The organism is Corynebacterium sp. HMSC063A05 (assembly GCF_001809695.1).
GTDB classification, from domain to species: Bacteria; Actinomycetota; Actinomycetes; order Mycobacteriales; family Mycobacteriaceae; genus Corynebacterium; species Corynebacterium amycolatum.
This window is the reverse complement of the sequence record NZ_KV798510.1, coordinates 243,416-259,346: the sequence shown is the minus strand read 5'-3', so window position 1 is coordinate 259,346 and position 15,931 is coordinate 243,416. Positions and strand designations below refer to the sequence as shown.

Genomic DNA, 15,931 nt, shown 5'->3' with positions numbered 1-15,931 from the left:
GGTCACCGGCAGGGTAGGTTGACACTCATGGCTGAAGCATTCGACAGGGTAGGGCAGTGGCTTATTCAATTGCCACTGCTTGCGCAGGTCAGCGTGCTATGCGCAGTTCTGCTGGTAGTCGGAGGGTTTGTTGCTTTCGTTCTCGTTGGTGCAATCGATGTCGTCAGCGGTCGTCTGTGGCAGTGGTCGGTGCGCCGGCGGGAGCGTTCGCAGGAGTGTCGAGGAGCGGGCAGCGACAGCTAGCCGATGCGGTAGTGGCCCGCGGATAGCTCACTGGGAGGCCCGAAGAATTGAGCTGGGACAAGCCCCCTTTAAGTATTGGGTCGCTATCGCTGCCCTAAGGTATGTCTTAAAGTATTAGGAAATTTGCCCAACAGGCTAGAGTTGGGTAGTTCGCAAATATTTCGCAGTAGGGAGCTGAGTTAGCATGCATCGGTCGAGGCACTCGAAGGTCCTACTTGCCCTAATCGTTTTGCTTCTTCTTATCCTCATCGCTGGTGCAGTCACCGATTTCCAGTTTTAGCCTCGGTTTTAGTGCCGGGCACATAACCTGAAAGATCGGTGAACAGCAAAAATGAGGGATTAGTCGCTCACGAACCAATTAACGCTTGAATCCGGGGAAGCGAGGCAGGTCCTCGACAAGCACGGCCTTGCCCTCGGCATCAGTTAGCGGAATACACCAGTTCGGGTACTGGTCGTGGGACGTGCCCGGCTGGTTCTGAGTGCGGCGGTCGCCAACCATGTCCACCAGCGCCTCGCACTTCAGCGCGGATGGCGTCTGGTCGAGGAAGCGGTGCAAACCCGTGACCAGCGCGTCAATTGGTGGCAGATTATCGCGGGTGAGGGACTGAACATCCATGTCTGCCGCAGCCGTGTCACCGAAACATCCGGCTTCCTTGGCCGCGCCCAAAACCTTTCGAATCCACTCGAAGTCCCGGCGGTCTTCCTCCGCGACGTCGGAAAGCAATAGCCCCAGGCGTTCCCGCAGTTTGATGTGTTCGCCTGCGAGATAGCCTGCTGTCGGCGGCAAATCGTGCGTGGTGACGGAGGACAAGCACAGGCTGCGGTAAGCGCTCGGTGGTTTCGGCTGGTCGCCTTCGGATTCAAACCACACGATTGAGGTGCCCATGATGCCCCGCGAAGCTAGGTAGTCCTGCACCCACGGCTCGAAAGTGCCCAGGTCTTCGCCTACCACGACGGCCCCAGCAAGCTCGGCCTCAAGTGCGAGAATGCCGACCATGGCCTCGTGGTCGAAGTACAGGTAGGTGCCATTGACGGGGGACTCCATCCGCGGCATGACCCAGAGGCGGAACATACCCAGCACGTGGTCAACACGAATGCCACCTGCGTGGCGAAGGATTGTGCGCAGCATGTCGCGCCACGGGCGATAGCCGGCCTCGGCTAGCTTGTGCGGGTTCCACGGCGGCTGCGACCAGTCTTGGCCGCGCTGGTTAAATCCGTCTGGCGGTGCGCCAACAGAGATAGCAGGAGCGAGCCAAGCCGCAAGGTTCTTGGCATCCGCACCGCCGGGGTGCACGCCGACGGCAAGGTCGGCCATGATGCCGATGCGCATACCCGCATCCAGGGCTGCCTCTTGTGCCTGACCGAGCTGCTGATCGAGAATCCACTGCACCCAGAGGTGGAACTGGAGGATTTCCTCCCGCAGAGATTCGACACTGGCGTGGTTGCCCAACGGTGGAACCAACTCGATATCGTTCTCGGCTACGGCACCAGAATCGGAAGTGGCAGCGCGGGCAGCATCGCGGGCAGCAGCGCGATCCGCGAGCTCGCGCTCGGTGCACCACGACGCGTAGTCGTATATGCCACGGCCCTCGGCCTCCAGCCAACGGTCAAATTCCGCCTGGCGTGCGCTGGACAGGGGAATCTTGTGAATTGCCCGCAATACCTTGAGCTTTGCAGCGTAGATGGGGTTGCGGTCAATCTCATCAGGGCTGTGATTGAGCTGGTGGAAAGAGTTCGCTAGCGCACGGGCTTCATCGGCCTCGTCCTTGTCCAGGTACCCGAACTCGTCGATAAGCTCTGGCCGTGCGTACAGCGGATTGACATAGCGGCGCGTGGTGGGCAGGTACGGTGAGTCTTCTACCGGAGGCAGCGGTTCTGCGGCGTGCAACGGATTGATGAGGACGAAATCAGAGCCCGCGTGCTGAGCGCTGACCTGTGCCAAGTCGCCGAGGGTAGCGAAATCGCCGATACCCCAGCTGCGGCTGGAGCGTACCGAGTACAGCTGTGCCATGACGCCATGCGCAGGATTCTGCACGTACTTGTCGGCAGTAGCGAGACGGTTGGGGGTTACGGCCACATCGCACTCAGCGACGTTGTCGTCGTTGACTGCACGCAAGCGGTGCCAACCAAGTGGCAGATCCTCTGGAATTGCGAAGGCGGCTTCTCCCATCAACACATCGCCGACCTGGCGTGGTGGAACCAAGTGGTGCACCTGTGCGCAGGGCCATTCTGCGCCATCCTCCAGTTTCACAGTCACGCTGACATTGCTGCCGTGTGGTACGTGAACCAGAACTCGGTGGAAGATGCCCTGGCGGGTAACTACCACGGGTGGGAGAAGGCGAGACCACTGCGTGTCCGCCCACTCACGACGGGCGTCGTTGATTTCGGCATCACTCGGATTTGGGCCCAAATCGATGTCGAGAGCAGCGAGAGTTTTTAGCACTGTCTCACGAGAGACGTGCACAAGTTGGCCCTCGGTGGAGTAGTAGGAAACCCCAACTCCGACATCTTTAGCGAGGTCGGCGAGCGGAGAGGAAAGGGGAGGATTGGAAGCTGCCTGTGTCACTCTTTCCATCATGCCAGTTTAGAAAAACTTTGCCAGTAGTAAGACAAATCACTTCGTTATCGAAATATTCAGTGAAATCACAACGGCGCAGGGTTTGATGTTCTAAGTTGATTCCTAACGAAACCAACGACGGACAGAACTACCGAAAGTAGGGGTTTGTAACTCGATGCGTGAATATACTACCGAGGCGAAATACGTCATCGGCGAGGACGAAACGATTATTACCTCGCTGCAGGAGCTGGTGCAGAAGCGCCCGAAGCTGGTGCTTTTCACCCGCCCCAAGAACTTTGAGTGGGTAAATGTCACCGCTCAGGAGTTTTATGACGAGGCAAAGGGGGTCGCTAAGGGGCTAATCGCCAATGGTGTTCAGCCGGGCGACCGCGTAGCGCTGCTCAGTGAGACTCGCTACGAGTGGAACCTGATCAATACCGCTATCTGGATGGCGGGCGCCGCTGTTGTCCCGATTTACGGCTCTTCTTCGTCTGGCCAGATTCGTTGGATTATTGAAAACTCCGGTGCTGTTTTCGCATTTACTGAGTCGCGTGAGCATACCGACCGCATGAAGCCGCTGCTGGTCGAAAAAGGCGCCGAGAACCCGGAGGGCGAGTCTCAGCTGCGTCGTGTGCTGGAGATTAACGCTTCCGCTACTGACACCATTAGCTACGAAGGCCGTGACATTGACGGCGACGAGGTCGAGCGTCGCATCAAGGACACCAAGGCCGACGACCTGGCAACCGTGATTTACACCTCCGGTACCACTGGCCGTCCGAAGGGCTGCGTGCTCCTGCACAGCAACTGGCTGGCGGAGGCCCGCGCCATCCTCACCAACGAGATTGGCCTGATTGCCCGTCCGGGTAACCGCATTCTGACCTTCCTGCCGTTGGCGCACGTGTTGGCTCACGCAGTGTCCCTGGCTTCGATTATCGCTGGTGCTACCCAGTCTCACTGGGCTGATACCAAGACCGTCACCCTGGAGTTCCAGCGTTCTCGTCCGCACCTGATTCTCGGTGTGCCGCGCGTGTTCGAGAAGGTTCGTGACTCCGCCTACGCCTCCGCTAAGGAGAAGGGCGCATTCGGTCTGGCCATGTTCGAGCGTGCTGAGGCCACCGCCATCGAGTACTCCAAGGCGCTGGATACTCCGGCAGGTCCGTCGCGTGTCTTGAAGCTGCGTCGCCAGCTCTACGATCGCCTGCTGTTCTCGAAGATTCGCGCAGCTATGGGTGACGCCGTTCAGTACACCATCTCCGGTGGTTCGGCTCTGTCCTCTGACCTCGGGCACTTCTTCCGCGGTCTCGGTGTACCTGTCTACGAAGGCTACGGTCTGACCGAGTCCACGGCTGCCATCACCGTGAACAACCCGGGCGAGCAAATCATTGGCACCGTTGGTCGTCCAGTTGGTGGCTGTTCCGCCGCTATCGCTGATGATGGCGAAGTTCTGCTGCGCGGTCCGGTTGTGTTTGACCGCTACTGGAAGAACGAAGAGGCAACCAAGGATGCCTTCATCGACGGCGAATGGTTTAAGACTGGCGACCTCGGTGAGCTGACCGAAGAAGGTCACCTGAAGATCACCGGCCGCAAGAAGGACCTCATTGTCACCGCCGGTGGTAAGAATGTCGCGCCGGGCCCGATGGAAGACCGCATGCGTGCGCACCCGCTGGTGTCCCAGGCAGTCGTCATCGGCGATGGTCGTCCGTTCGTCTCCGTGTTGGTCACCCTCGATGAGGAGGCACTGGAGAAGTGGAAGATTGAGCACTCCGTCCCCGAGCACACCTCGATCCGTGAACTCGCTGCCTCCAGCGCAGTTTTGCGCGCCGAGATTCAGGATGCCGTCAACTCCGCTAATGAGCTGGTTTCTCACGCAGAGGCTATTAAGAAGTTCCACATCCTGGACAAGGACTTCACCGAGGAAAGCGGCGAGCTGACCCCGACGATGAAGGTCAAGCGCAACATTGTCATGGACAACTACTCGCGCGACATTGAGGCTCTCTATCAGCGTTAATTCACTGTCAAGCCGCTGTCGATAGAAAACGGCAGCGTGTTGTTACCGCGCTAGCGCCCCTCACCCCATTAAGGTGAGGGGCGCTAGAAATTTTTAAGGAGTTTTCAGTTTTCGAACGCCGAAGTTCGCCGATATTTTCCGGCATTCGCCGAAATTCGTCGAAGTTCGAAAGACGAAACGAAAATGATGTCACCGAGGCCGAAGATGTCGTGGGAGGGCGGGCAATGATTAACCACTTCGATGCTCGGCTACGCCTGCGCGAAGTGACCCAAGAGCTCTACGACATTGGTGACGAAGTTGCCGAACACATCGAGCACCTCGCTCAGGCGGTTGCTGATGTAGATCGTGAGCTGGTGGACGAATGTGTCCTCGAGCTCGCTGACATCGTTGACGAGGCCGTTGAGGACTGCCGCCCTCTGATTGGTGAACTTGATGGGCTACGCCAAGCGTTTACCTCCGGCATTCGCTCGGGGCGCATCGGTACTCTTTCCTCTGCTTCGACACCGCGACGACACCCGCATCCGGCACCGAAGTCACCGGATGTGCAGTCGCTGTCACTCATCCCGGCGCCATTGAAGCATCCGGTTGCAGTCCCTACGGTCACGCAGGCAATGATTGCTCGCTCCGATGCCGTGGCCTCCTACCTGGAGGAACTCGCCGACTGGGTTTCCGCCGAAAACATCCGAGGCGTGGAAAAGCTCGGTAGTGTGGTGCTTCCGCAGCTTTACGCGCAGTCTGGTCGCCGTGCGCTGTCTGCTGCCGCTGCCTGGTGCGTTGCTGTTCCCGAGACTCATCCGGCAGTTGCAAATGCGCTGCGCGGCCGCAGGCCTCCGGAGTTCCTGATGGAACGCGCCCGCATTGATGAAATTGTTCGCCGCGTCAAGCAACGTCGAGCCAAGGAGCATGCGTGAGCGAAGCCTCCGCACACACCGATTCCTTCGGTGTCTACTTACACGTCCCATTCTGCGCCACCCGTTGTGGCTACTGTGATTTCAACACGTACACGCCAGGTCAGCTGGGCAGTGGCGAGACGCAGGGAGACTACCTCGATGCCATCGTGGCTGAGCTCGAGATGGCCGTCGTAAAGCACCCTGAACTCGCGCGTGGCGCCGACACCGTATTCGTCGGCGGTGGTACGCCGTCGATGTTGGGAGCGAGCGGTCTTCGTCGTCTGCTCGACGGTGTGCGCAACAGTTTTGGGCTTGCCGACGACGCCGAGGTCACCACTGAGTCGAATCCCGAGTCGACCTCTCCGGAGTTCTTCGAAGGCCTGGCCGAGGCAGGGTTTACCCGTGTGAGCTTGGGCATGCAGTCGGCTGTGCCGCATGTGCTGGCCACTTTGGATCGTACGCACACGCCGGGGCGTCCTGCGGCAGCGGTGGCGGAGGCCCGCGCGGCCGGTTTTGAACACATCAACCTCGACGTTATCTATGGCACGCCAGGGGAGTCGATGGCTGACCTCGATACGACGTTGGAGGCAGTCCTGGCCACGGAGGTTGATCATGTTTCGGCGTACTCGCTGATTGTCGAGCCAGGTACCGCGATGGCGCGTAAGGTTCGTCGCGGTGAGCTGCCGATGCCTGACGACGATGATCTCGCCGACCGCTACGAGCGCATCGATGCTGCACTGAGTCAAGTCGGTTTCTCCTGGTATGAGGTGTCCAACTGGGCGAAGCCGGGTGGCCAGTGTCGCCACAACATGCTCTACTGGCGCGATGGAAATTGGTGGGGTGCGGGGCCTGGTGCACATTCGCACCTGGATGGCACGAGGTTTTACAACGTCAAGCATCCGGCTCGCTACGCGGCGACCATTTCCGGCGGCGAGTTGCCAATCAAGGATTCAGAAGGGCTAACGGCCGAGGATCGACACACCGAGAAGATTATGCTGGGCCTCCGCCTGGCGGAGGGCATTGATGCCAATCTGCTCGGTGAGGATGAATTGGACAAGGCACGTCGGCAAGCGGAAGCGGGCATGGTGGAGTTTGTTTCCGTCGATGGTGGTCAGCGGATTCAGCTGACAAATCGCGGCCGTTTGCTGGCCGACGCAATAATTGTTGACATCCTTAGTTAAACTATCCGCATGTCATCTCAGACGGATAAGCGCAGGCAGGAAGTTCTTCGGGCAATTGTCTCGGATTACGTAGCTTCCCAGGAGCCGGTCGGCTCGAAGGCTCTGGTGGAGCGCCACAATCTGGGTGTGTCCTCGGCGACCATTAGAAATGACATGGCTGTGCTGGAGGCCGAGGGCTATATCCAGCAGGAACATGCATCGTCCGGGCGTATCCCGACTGAGAAGGGCTACCGCCTTTTTGTGGACAACCTTTCGCAGATTAAGCCGCTGTCCCGGGCTGAGCGCCGAGCTATCCTCGAGTTCCTCGAAGGTGGCGTCGATTTGGAGGACGTGCTGCGCCGAAGTGTGCAGCTGCTGGCCCAGCTAACCCGCCAGGTCGCAGTAGTGCAGGTGCCGACGCTGGAGGTCTCCCGCGTCCGACACTGCGAGGTCGTCCAGCTCGCCGACGCGCGATTGTTGCTGGTAGTCATCACCGACACCGGGCGCGTGGAGCAGCGCAATGTCGAGCTGCCAGCACCGATGGATCCCGATCTCGTGCCGCTGTTGCGTGAGCATTTCAACCGTGCAATGTCGGGGCACACACTTGCCGACGCGTCGATTGCGATTTCCGATCTTGCGGCTAACGCCCCGCGCGATTTGCGGGATGTAATCATCCGCTGCTCGACAGTGCTGGTGGAGTCGTTAATTGAGAGGCCGAATGACAGGCTCATCCTGGCCGGGGCGTCGAATTTGACCCGTGGTAATATGGCCGGTCGCTTACCTTCTACGTTGCCCATGGTTCTTGAGGCTCTCGAAGAACAGGTGGTCGTGTTGAAACTGCTGTCGGCCGCGCAGGATTTACACCATGTCCGCGTTTCTATCGGTGAGGAAAACGAGGACGAGGAGCTGCGCGCTACTTCAGTTGTTTCAACTGGCTATGGCACCGGCACCGAGATTTTGGGTGGCATGGGAGTAGTTGGCCCCACATTTATGGATTATCCGGGAACAATTTCCTCGGTTGCTGCTGTTGCACAGTACGTTGGCCGGGTATTGAAAGGAAGTAGCTAAAGTTGGCACGCGACTATTACGGCATCCTCGGAGTGGAGAAGGACGCTACGGACGCTGAGATTAAGAAGGCGTACCGAAAGCTGGCGCTCAAGTACCACCCAGACCGTAATCCGGGTGATGAAGAAGCTGCGGAGAAGTTCCGTGAGGCCTCTGAAGCGAACGAGGTCCTGCTGGATCCTGAAAAGCGCCGGATTGTGGATATGGGAGGAGATCCTCTCAATCCGCAGGGCGGTATGCCAGGCGGTGGCTTCGGCGGTTTCGGCGGCGGCGGAGTCGGCGATATCTTCGAGGCATTCTTCGGCGGTGCCGGCGGTACCCGCCAGCGCCGCTCGCGTGTGCAGCCAGGTGCAGATGCGCTGCTGCGTATTTCTCTGGGCCTCGATGAGGCATTCACCGGTGTCCGCAAGCCCATCACGGTGGACACCGCGGTGCTGTGTGAGCAGTGCGAGGGAACCGGCTCGAAGTCCAAGTCCAAGCCGAAGATGTGTACCAGCTGTGATGGCACTGGCGAGATTCAACAGGTCCAGCGTTCTTTCCTGGGCAATGTGATGACCTCGCGGCCGTGCCCGACTTGTGAGGGCACCGGCGAGATCATCCCCGATCCGTGTAACAACTGCGGTGGCGACGGTCGCGTTCGCGCTCGCCGTGATCTGACGGTAAACGTTCCGGCAGGTATCTCTGATGGCATGCGTATTCGCATGGCAGGGCAGGGCGAGGTCGGCCCGGGCGGTGGCCCGGCGGGTGACCTCTACGTGGAAGTTGCCATGGACCCGCACCCTGTATTCGAGCGTGAGGGCGATGATCTGCACTTTAACGTGCAGGTGCCCATGGCTGATGCCGCTCTTGGTACCGAGTTTGAGGTCGACGACCTGCTCGGTGAGCCAATGACCATCAAGGTTGATTCGGGAACCCAGCCGGCAGAGCAGATTCGCCTGTCGGGCAAGGGAATGCCACATTTGCGCGGCGAGGGCAATGGCGACGTGGTCGCACACGTCGATGTCACAGTGCCGACGAAGCTGGACCGCAAGTCCCGCGAGCTGCTGGAGAAGCTACGCGAGCACCGCGATGATGATGCCAAGGTGGCAGACTCGAATGAGCGCCACGGTTTCTTCTTCCGTTTCCGCCGCCGTTAAAACACGCCATCTCCAAAGCCCCCTCCAGTGAGTGTGAAGCACGCATGAGTTTGCCCGTATTTCTCGGTGAGTTCACCGAGCTGCCGCGCCCGGAAGAAATCATTCGAATCCTCGGGCCGGAGGCCAAACACATCAGCGTTCGCAGGCTGAAAGAGGGCTCGGAGATTCTTCTTGCCAATGGTGTGGACAAGGTGGTGCGGGCACAGCTCATGCACGTAGATCCGCGTGAGGTCCACGTTCGTGTGGTCGCCGCCGAGGAACGTCCACGTCCGCGCCCGCACGTCACCGTGGTGCAGGCGCTGCCGAAGTCGGATCGTGCTGAGCTTGCGGTCGATTTGATGACCGAGGCCGGGGTCGATGAGATTATCCCCTGGGCGGCCGTGAATTGTGTGGCTCGATGGCAGGGTACCGCGAAGGTCACTAAGTCCCGCGCTAAGTGGCAGTCGGCTGCGCGCGAGGCAGCCAAGCAGGCTCGTCGTGCATGGATTCCGCCGGTCGCTGACCTACATAGCTCCGCCGATATTGAGCAACTCATCCGGGAAACCACGTCAGCAGGTGGTGCGGCAGCCGTTTTGCACGAGGAGGAAACAGCTCCGTTCGTGGACTTCGCCGCACGCGCAGCAAACGCTGACAAGGTTCTTTTTATCGTCGGCCCAGAAGGGGGAGTCAGCCCCGGGGAACTCGAGGCCTTCCGTGACGCAGGTGCGAGCTCGGTAGTACTCGGCCCGACAGTTCTCCGCAGTGCCCTTGCTGGAGCTGCTGCTCTTTGTGCACTGGGGCCGTTGACAAAGCGCTGGGGCGGCGCACCCACGCGTGGTCAGTAGGATAGACGCATAATGACAAAGTATTCAGTAACTGCTCGTACCACTGCCGTCGTCGAGCTCGATGACAATCTCGCGCCGATCGTGGTCGGCTATGCGGACCAGAATCTGCGGCTGTTGGAATCTCTGCTGGCAGCGGATATTCATGTCCGCGGCGGGGTTGTGACAATCAAGGGTGCTCCGGCGGATGTTTCGTTGGCTGTCCGCGCTTTCAAGGAGCTGGAGGCGATGGCCCGTCGTGGGCACGAGCTCTCCCCGGAGTCGGTGCGGCACGCGGTGGGCATTGTGGATCGCGGGGAGAAGTCCGCCAGCGAGGTGCTCGGTGGCGGCATTGTGACTCATCGTGGCAAGACCGTGCGTCCCAAGACAGAGGGACAAAAGAACTACGTCGATGCCATCGACCGCTATAACGTTGTTTTCGGTATCGGCCCCGCCGGTACGGGCAAGACGTTCCTGGCCATGGCCAAGGCCGTTGCTGCGCTGAAGAATAAGCAGGTAGAACGCATCATTCTGACTCGCCCCGCAGTGGAGGCGGGTGAGAACCTGGGCTTCCTGCCGGGTACGCTGCACGAGAAGATCGACCCCTACCTGCGCCCATTGCACGATGCGATGCGCGAAATGCTTGAGCCAGAGCTGATTCCAAAGCTGATGGAAACTGGGGTAGTGGAGGTCGCACCGCTGGCGTACATGCGCGGTCGTACCTTGAACAATGCTTTCATCATTCTCGACGAAGCACAGAACACTACTCCGGCGCAGATGAAAATGTTCCTTACCCGCCTGGGCTTCGGTTCGAAGATGGTCATCACCGGCGATGCCAGCCAGGTCGACCTACCCCGTGGGCAGAAGTCTGGCCTGGCCGTCGCCCGTGAGGTGCTGCGCGGCGTGCCGGGAATCGCTTTTCCGGCGTTGGCCGCCGCAGATGTGGTGCGCAACCCGCTGGTGACCGCAATTGTCGAGGCCTACGATGACTACGATGCCTATAACGAAGGTATTGAGCAGGGCGCCGAGTCCCCACAAAAGCGACAGTCCGCCACAAAGCGATAAAGGACGCTGAAATTACATGAGCATTGAAGTTTTCAACGAGTCCGGTCAGGGCGTCAATGAAGAGTCGCTTATCGACGTTGCCCGGTATGCGCTGGGGCGCCTGGACGTGCATCCGGCAGCTGAGCTGAGCATTCACATTGTCGACTTGAAGACGATCGAAGACCTCCATGTGCGCTGGCTGGATCTGCCGGGGCCGACGGATGTGATGAGCTTCCCGATGGATGAGCTCACTCCTGGCTCTGGCCGACCGGATGCAGCTAGCCCAGGGCCTGCGATGCTGGGCGACATTGTGTTGTGCCCGGAGTTTGCCGCGGGGCAGGCGGAGCGTGCAGGCCATCCGCTGAGCCACGAGTTGGTTTTGCTCACCGTGCACGGCGTACTGCACCTGTTGGGCTATGACCATGTCACGGCGGAGGAAGAGCGTCAGATGTTCTCCCTGCAGAATGGTCTGTTGGCGGACTGGTACGACGACATCGATCGTCGTGGCGTGAGCTTTTCCGAAAAACCAATCAACCCCAATGCGTTCCCGGAGCGTTCTAACGAGCGATGATCACTTTAGTAATTGTCGCCGTTGTGGCGATGATCTGCGCTGGCGGACTCAACACAGTCGAAACTGCGGTCGCAGGGATTTCCCGTGCACGCGTGGCAGAGCTGCAGCGTGACGAGGTCGCGGGTGCTAATGCGCTTCTCAAGGTCGTAGAAAATCGGGCTCGGCACGTCAATGTGCTGGTGATTCTGCGGACGCTGTGCGAGTCAATCGGTGCAGTGACGCTTGCGGCGGTCTGTCTTAAGCTTTTCGAGCCGGAGCGCTGGGCCATTGTGGCTGCAGTGGTGTTGTTGGCTCTGTTCACCTTCCTGGTCCTCGGGGTGTTTTCCCGCACGATGGGTCGGAAGAATCCATACTCGATTTCCCTTGCCACCGCGGTCGTCTTAAGTTTTATGGCCAAGGTGTTGGGGCCACTGGAAAAGTTGCTGATTTGGTTCGGCAACATCATCACCCCTGGTGGTGGCTTCCGCGATGGCCCGTTCGCCACCGAAGTCGAGTTGCGCGAGATGGTCGATATCGCCCAGGAGCGCGGCATTGTGGAGCACGATGAGCGCCGCATGATTCAGTCTGTGTTTGATCTCGCGGAAACGTCGGCACGCGTTGTTATGGTTCCGCGCCCAGAGATGGTGTGGATCGAGGCAGATAAGCACTGTGGTCAGGCAGTGGCACTATGCGTGAAGTCAGGTCACTCGCGACTGCCGGTGATTGGCGAGAGCGTTGAGGACATCGTCGGCGTCATTTACTTGAAGGACATTGTCCAGCAGACGTACTCGCGTACTGATGGCGGCCGCGGTGTTCGCGTCTCCGAGGTCATGCGCGACTGCGTTTTTGTGCCCGACTCCAAGCCACTGGATGATCTGCTCGATGAAATGCAGCGCACCCGCAATCACATCGCCATTCTCATCGACGAATATGGATCGGTCGCCGGCCTTATCTCTATTGAGGACATCCTCGAGGAAATTGTCGGTGAGATTGCCGACGAATACGACGAGGCCGAGCAGGCCCCCATCGAACCGCTGGGGGATGCCTCCTACCGCGTGCAGGCGCGCCTCAGCTTGGGCGAGCTCGTTGAGCTTTACGACGAAGCCCACGGGCGCGAGCTCGTGTTCGATGACGAAGTCACCGATGAGGTGGATACGGTCTCCGGCCTGTTGGCCTATGAGCTCGGACGTGTACCATTGCCGGGTTCATACGTAGAATATGCAGGACTGAAGTTTACCGCCGAGGGCTCGCGTGACCGTCGTGGTCGTATGCGGGTACGCACTGTGGTGGTGGAGCCGACTGCGGAGTTCTACTCCGAGGAAGAAGATACTGATGGGCAATCTTGATGACATGCTGGCCAATGCCGGACTTGGCGGCGATGCTGATGATTACAGCGCGCCGGAGGGCTTTCGCTCCGGGTTCGTTTCCATTGTGGGACGTCCGAACACGGGTAAGTCCACGCTGACCAATTCCCTGGTGGGCGAGAAAATCGCTATTACCGCTAACCAGCCGGAAACCACGCGTCACCCGGTGCGCGGTGTGGTTCACCGCGAGAACTGCCAGATTGTTGTCGTGGATACGCCCGGTCTGCACAAGCCACGCACGCTGCTCGGTGAGCGTCTGAATGACATGGTTCAGGAGACCTATTCCGATGTGGATCTGGTCGCGCTGGTCGTGCCTGCCGACGAGAAAATTGGCCCCGGTGACCGTTGGATCTACGAGAACGTTTCCAAAGGTTGCAAGAACATCATGGGCATTGTGTCCAAGGTGGATAAGGTCTCTCGCGACACCATTATCGAGCGCCTGATTGAGCTGCAGGAGTTGCTCGGTCCGGATGCTGAGCTGGTGCCACTGTCGTCGAAGTCCGGCGAGAATATCAACACGCTGATTGATGTAATGGCTTCCCAGTTGCCGGAGGGGCCGCGACTGTACCCAAAGGGTCACATCACCGATGAGGATCTGCACACTCGGATGGCAGAGCTCATCCGCGAGGCGGCCCTCGGCGGTCTGCGCGATGAGTTGCCGCACTCTGTGGCAGTCCAGATTGATGAGGTGCTACCGAGCCAGGACCGCGAAGGCGTCCTGGACGTCCACGCTGTTATCTATGTCGAGCGTTCGGGGCAGAAATCCATTCTCATGGGGCGCGACGGTCGACGCATGGGCACCACCATTCACAAGGCTCGTAAGGAACTCATCGCGTTGCTTGGTCAGAATGTTTACCTTGACCTGCGCGTGAAAGTGTTGAAGGACTGGCAGTCGGACCCGAAGCAGCTGGGCAAGTTGGGATTCTAAAAAATTGGTCGAGCCGTATCGCGACCGTGCGCTGGTCGTACGCCGCTACGACCTCGGCGAAGCCGACCGCATCATCGTCCTTTTCACCCGCGACCACGGCCTAGTCCGCGGTGTCGCCAAAGGCGTGCGCCGAGCGAAGAGCCGCTTCGGCTCCCGCCTGTCACCATTCGTCGACGTGGATGTCAACATTTACCCACGCCGGGGGCTGTCCACTATCGCCGGCGCAGATACCGTGCGTACGTGGGCGGCACCGCTTGTCGACGACTATGCGCGCTACACCTGTGCGTGTGCAGTCCTGGACGTCGCCGAACGTATTGTCGGTGAGGAACAAGTGCCGGCTCCCGAATTGTGGGATCTCACCACCCAATCGCTCGACGACGTTGCGGCCGGTCGCCATCGCCCCGATTTGTTGTTGACCTCCTACATCCTGCGGGCAATGGCACAGGCCGGTTGGCAGCCAAGCCTCTTTGAATGCGCAGGCTGCGGCAAAGCCGGGCCTCATCATGCGTTTTCTCCCGCACTGGGTGGAGCAGTGTGCACTAACTGCAGGCCACCGGGTGCGGATACTCCGCCGACCGAGGTTCTGCATCTGATGTGGCAGCTTGCTCATGAGCAATGGGCGGGCATCGATACGTCGTCAAGCGAATTTGAGGGGCGGATGGCGACGGCGCGTACCCTAACGGCGAAGTACCTGCAGTACTACCTGGGCCGCCGGGTGCCGGCGCTGGAACATGTGGATGCTTTTTGGCAGTAAATAGTGGCGGTGGGGCACAATAGGAAGCGTGTTGAATCCTCCTGTACCGCAGCAATTCGTGCCCAATCACATCGCGCTTGTGATGGACGGCAATGGTAGATGGGCCGAGCAGCGTGGGCTCAAGCGCACCGAGGGGCACAAGCGCGGTGAAGCCGTGCTGATGGAGTGCGTCGATGCTTGTTTGGAGATGGGCGTCAAGCACCTGTCGGCCTACGCATTTTCCACTGAGAATTGGCGCCGTTCTGTCGATGAGGTCCGATTCCTGATGGGCTTTAATCGTGATGTGCTGCGCCGACGTCGTGATGAGTTGGATTCGAAGAACGTTCGCGTGCGTTGGGCAGGGCGCCGTCCGCGCCTGTGGCGCTCGGTGATTAAAGAGCTTGAGATCGCCGAGGAGCAGACGAAGGACAATGACGCGCTAACTCTGTATATGTGCGTCAACTACGGTGGTCGCGCTGAGATTGTTGACGCTGCTAGAGAGATTGCTCGTCAGGCAGCAGCGGGGGAACTCAGCGAATATGACTTGACTGAGAAGTCTTTCGCACAGTTCCTGGATGAGCCGACTATGCCGGATGTTGATTTGTTCCTGCGTCCGTCGGGTGAGCAGCGCACGTCCAACTTCTTGATCTGGCAGTCCGCCTATGCGGAGATGGTCTATCAGGACAAGCTTTTCCCGGATTTCGGTCGGGATGACATGCGCGCCGCAGTGGTGGAGTACGCCAAGCGCGACCGTAGATTCGGCAAGGCCTAGAGCCGGTATTTTTGGGGAGGGGAGCCGGGCTACTTCTTCTGGCAGTCCCTGCACAGGCCGAAGACCTCGGCAGTGTGCCCGGTCAGATTAAAACCGTGCTCCTCCGCCAGGCTGTGAGCCCACTGCTCGACGGGTCCGCCAGCGACTTCAACGGTGCTGCCACAATCGGTGCAGACTAGGTGATGATGGTGGTGGTCACCGCACAGCCGGTAGAGAGCCTCCCCGGAGGCATTGTGCAGAACATCGACAATGTCCATTTCTGCAAGGGACTGGAGCGTCCGATAGACCGTCGTCAAGCCGACCTTGTCCCCACGTTCCGTCAGCGACTTATGAATGTCAGCAGCGGAGCGAAAATTAGGAGCTTCACTCATAATCGACACGACGGCGCGGCGTTGGCGAGTACTGCGCTGGCCGATGCGGGTTGCGGCCGGCCGCGCGGAAGCGTGCGTCCCGGGGCTAGCGGGGGAGCCCGTACCACGTGGGTTTTCGCCAGAACTAACTTCGTGCATATCATCGCCAGCCATGTAAACGACACTACCCGGTATCGGTGGGACAAGATGCGCTAGAGTATAGGGGAACTTTTAACTGGCCTCTCGGGGTCAGTACATTTTGCTTTTCATTACGTCGTTCGCCGCACGGAACGGGCTGAATCGAGTGTCCGGAAAAGGCGTGTGGTGTGCG

At 59.5% G+C, this 15,931-nt stretch carries 15 protein-coding genes; 13 read left to right on the top strand and 2 right to left on the bottom strand.

From position 1 onward, the window contains the following. Positions 1–27 precede the first annotated feature (27 nt). A complete protein-coding gene (locus HMPREF2651_RS09915; protein ID WP_038626051.1) occupies positions 28–243 on the top strand; it encodes a hypothetical protein in 216 nt (71 codons plus the stop codon). Between the two features lie 358 nt (positions 244–601). Here HMPREF2651_RS09915 and malQ read toward each other — a convergent pair whose 3' ends face one another. After that, positions 602–2,821, bottom strand: coding sequence for a 4-alpha-glucanotransferase (malQ, locus tag HMPREF2651_RS09910; protein ID WP_038626049.1), 2,220 nt, complete (start codon positions 2,819–2,821; stop codon positions 602–604). Between the two features lie 154 nt (positions 2,822–2,975). Here malQ and HMPREF2651_RS09905 point away from each other — a divergent pair, with 154 nt between their 5' ends. From HMPREF2651_RS09905 to HMPREF2651_RS09850, 12 genes are all read left to right on the top strand, one after another. Next, on the top strand, positions 2,976–4,808 hold the full coding sequence (locus tag HMPREF2651_RS09905; protein WP_038626047.1) for an AMP-dependent synthetase/ligase: 1,833 nt from the start codon (positions 2,976–2,978) through the stop codon (positions 4,806–4,808). Between the two features lie 224 nt (positions 4,809–5,032). After that, positions 5,033–5,719, top strand: coding sequence for a hypothetical protein (locus HMPREF2651_RS09900; RefSeq protein ID WP_016423121.1), 687 nt, complete (start codon positions 5,033–5,035; stop codon positions 5,717–5,719). Then, positions 5,716–6,879 (top strand): radical SAM family heme chaperone HemW, encoded by a 1,164-nt coding sequence (hemW, locus tag HMPREF2651_RS09895; RefSeq protein WP_038626044.1) that lies wholly within the window; start codon positions 5,716–5,718, stop codon positions 6,877–6,879. The genes HMPREF2651_RS09900 and hemW overlap by 4 nt, the downstream gene beginning before the upstream one ends. Before the next feature lie 9 nt (positions 6,880–6,888). Then, entirely contained in the window at positions 6,889–7,926 is a 1,038-nt protein-coding gene (gene hrcA, locus HMPREF2651_RS09890; RefSeq protein ID WP_048732700.1) for a heat-inducible transcriptional repressor HrcA, read from the top strand. A gap of 2 nt (positions 7,927–7,928) precedes the next feature. Then, complete coding sequence (gene dnaJ, locus HMPREF2651_RS09885) at positions 7,929–9,059, top strand: molecular chaperone DnaJ (RefSeq protein WP_070586040.1); 1,131 nt, start codon at positions 7,929–7,931, stop codon at positions 9,057–9,059. Positions 9,060–9,103: 44 nt separating this feature from the next. Beyond that, positions 9,104–9,883, top strand: a complete 780-nt coding sequence (locus HMPREF2651_RS09880) for a 16S rRNA (uracil(1498)-N(3))-methyltransferase (RefSeq protein WP_049181319.1) — start codon at positions 9,104–9,106, stop codon at positions 9,881–9,883. A gap of 12 nt (positions 9,884–9,895) precedes the next feature. Further along, positions 9,896–10,924: a PhoH family protein gene (locus tag HMPREF2651_RS09875; protein ID WP_038626036.1), complete on the top strand. Its 1,029-nt coding sequence runs from the start codon at positions 9,896–9,898 to the stop codon at positions 10,922–10,924. A gap of 16 nt (positions 10,925–10,940) precedes the next feature. Next, positions 10,941–11,474 carry an rRNA maturation RNase YbeY gene (gene ybeY / locus HMPREF2651_RS09870; RefSeq protein ID WP_005511056.1) on the top strand — a complete coding sequence of 178 codons (534 nt, stop codon included), beginning with the start codon at positions 10,941–10,943 and terminating at the stop codon, positions 11,472–11,474. After that, positions 11,471–12,799 carry a hemolysin family protein gene (locus HMPREF2651_RS09865; protein WP_049181322.1) on the top strand — a complete coding sequence of 443 codons (1,329 nt, stop codon included), beginning with the start codon at positions 11,471–11,473 and terminating at the stop codon, positions 12,797–12,799. Before ybeY ends, HMPREF2651_RS09865 begins: the two co-directional genes overlap by 4 nt. 4 nt (positions 12,800–12,803) lie before the next feature. Continuing rightward, positions 12,804–13,745: a GTPase Era gene (gene era / locus HMPREF2651_RS09860; protein ID WP_048732786.1), complete on the top strand. Its 942-nt coding sequence runs from the start codon at positions 12,804–12,806 to the stop codon at positions 13,743–13,745. 4 nt (positions 13,746–13,749) lie between these two features. Continuing rightward, on the top strand, positions 13,750–14,499 hold the full coding sequence (gene recO / locus HMPREF2651_RS09855; RefSeq protein WP_016423113.1) for a DNA repair protein RecO: 750 nt from the start codon (positions 13,750–13,752) through the stop codon (positions 14,497–14,499). Between the two features lie 28 nt (positions 14,500–14,527). After that, positions 14,528–15,250, top strand: a complete 723-nt coding sequence (locus HMPREF2651_RS09850) for an isoprenyl transferase (protein WP_016423112.1) — start codon at positions 14,528–14,530, stop codon at positions 15,248–15,250. Positions 15,251–15,279: 29 nt separating this feature from the next. On the opposite strand, the gene HMPREF2651_RS09845 is transcribed toward HMPREF2651_RS09850, so the two are convergent. After that, a complete protein-coding gene (locus HMPREF2651_RS09845; protein WP_049181323.1) occupies positions 15,280–15,774 on the bottom strand; it encodes a Fur family transcriptional regulator in 495 nt (164 codons plus the stop codon). Positions 15,775–15,931: the final 157 nt, after the last annotated feature.

What these genes read in the sequence shown, in the direction of transcription:
- HMPREF2651_RS09845 (WP_049181323.1), bottom strand. Translation starts at nt 15,774, where the DNA reads ATGGCTGGCGATGATATGCACGAAGTTAGTTCTGGCGAAAACCCACGT.
- malQ (WP_038626049.1), bottom strand. Translation starts at nt 2,821, where the DNA reads ATGATGGAAAGAGTGACACAGGCAGCTTCCAATCCTCCCCTTTCCTCT.
- HMPREF2651_RS09875 (WP_038626036.1), top strand. Translation starts at nt 9,896, where the DNA reads ATGACAAAGTATTCAGTAACTGCTCGTACCACTGCCGTCGTCGAGCTC.
- HMPREF2651_RS09865 (WP_049181322.1), top strand. Translation starts at nt 11,471, where the DNA reads ATGATCACTTTAGTAATTGTCGCCGTTGTGGCGATGATCTGCGCTGGC.
- HMPREF2651_RS09900 (WP_016423121.1), top strand. Translation starts at nt 5,033, where the DNA reads ATGATTAACCACTTCGATGCTCGGCTACGCCTGCGCGAAGTGACCCAA.
- ybeY (WP_005511056.1), top strand. Translation starts at nt 10,941, where the DNA reads ATGAGCATTGAAGTTTTCAACGAGTCCGGTCAGGGCGTCAATGAAGAG.
- HMPREF2651_RS09880 (WP_049181319.1), top strand. Translation starts at nt 9,104, where the DNA reads ATGAGTTTGCCCGTATTTCTCGGTGAGTTCACCGAGCTGCCGCGCCCG.
- HMPREF2651_RS09915 (WP_038626051.1), top strand. Translation starts at nt 28, where the DNA reads ATGGCTGAAGCATTCGACAGGGTAGGGCAGTGGCTTATTCAATTGCCA.
- hrcA (WP_048732700.1), top strand. Translation starts at nt 6,889, where the DNA reads ATGTCATCTCAGACGGATAAGCGCAGGCAGGAAGTTCTTCGGGCAATT.
- HMPREF2651_RS09905 (WP_038626047.1), top strand. Translation starts at nt 2,976, where the DNA reads ATGCGTGAATATACTACCGAGGCGAAATACGTCATCGGCGAGGACGAA.
- era (WP_048732786.1), top strand. Translation starts at nt 12,804, where the DNA reads ATGCTGGCCAATGCCGGACTTGGCGGCGATGCTGATGATTACAGCGCG.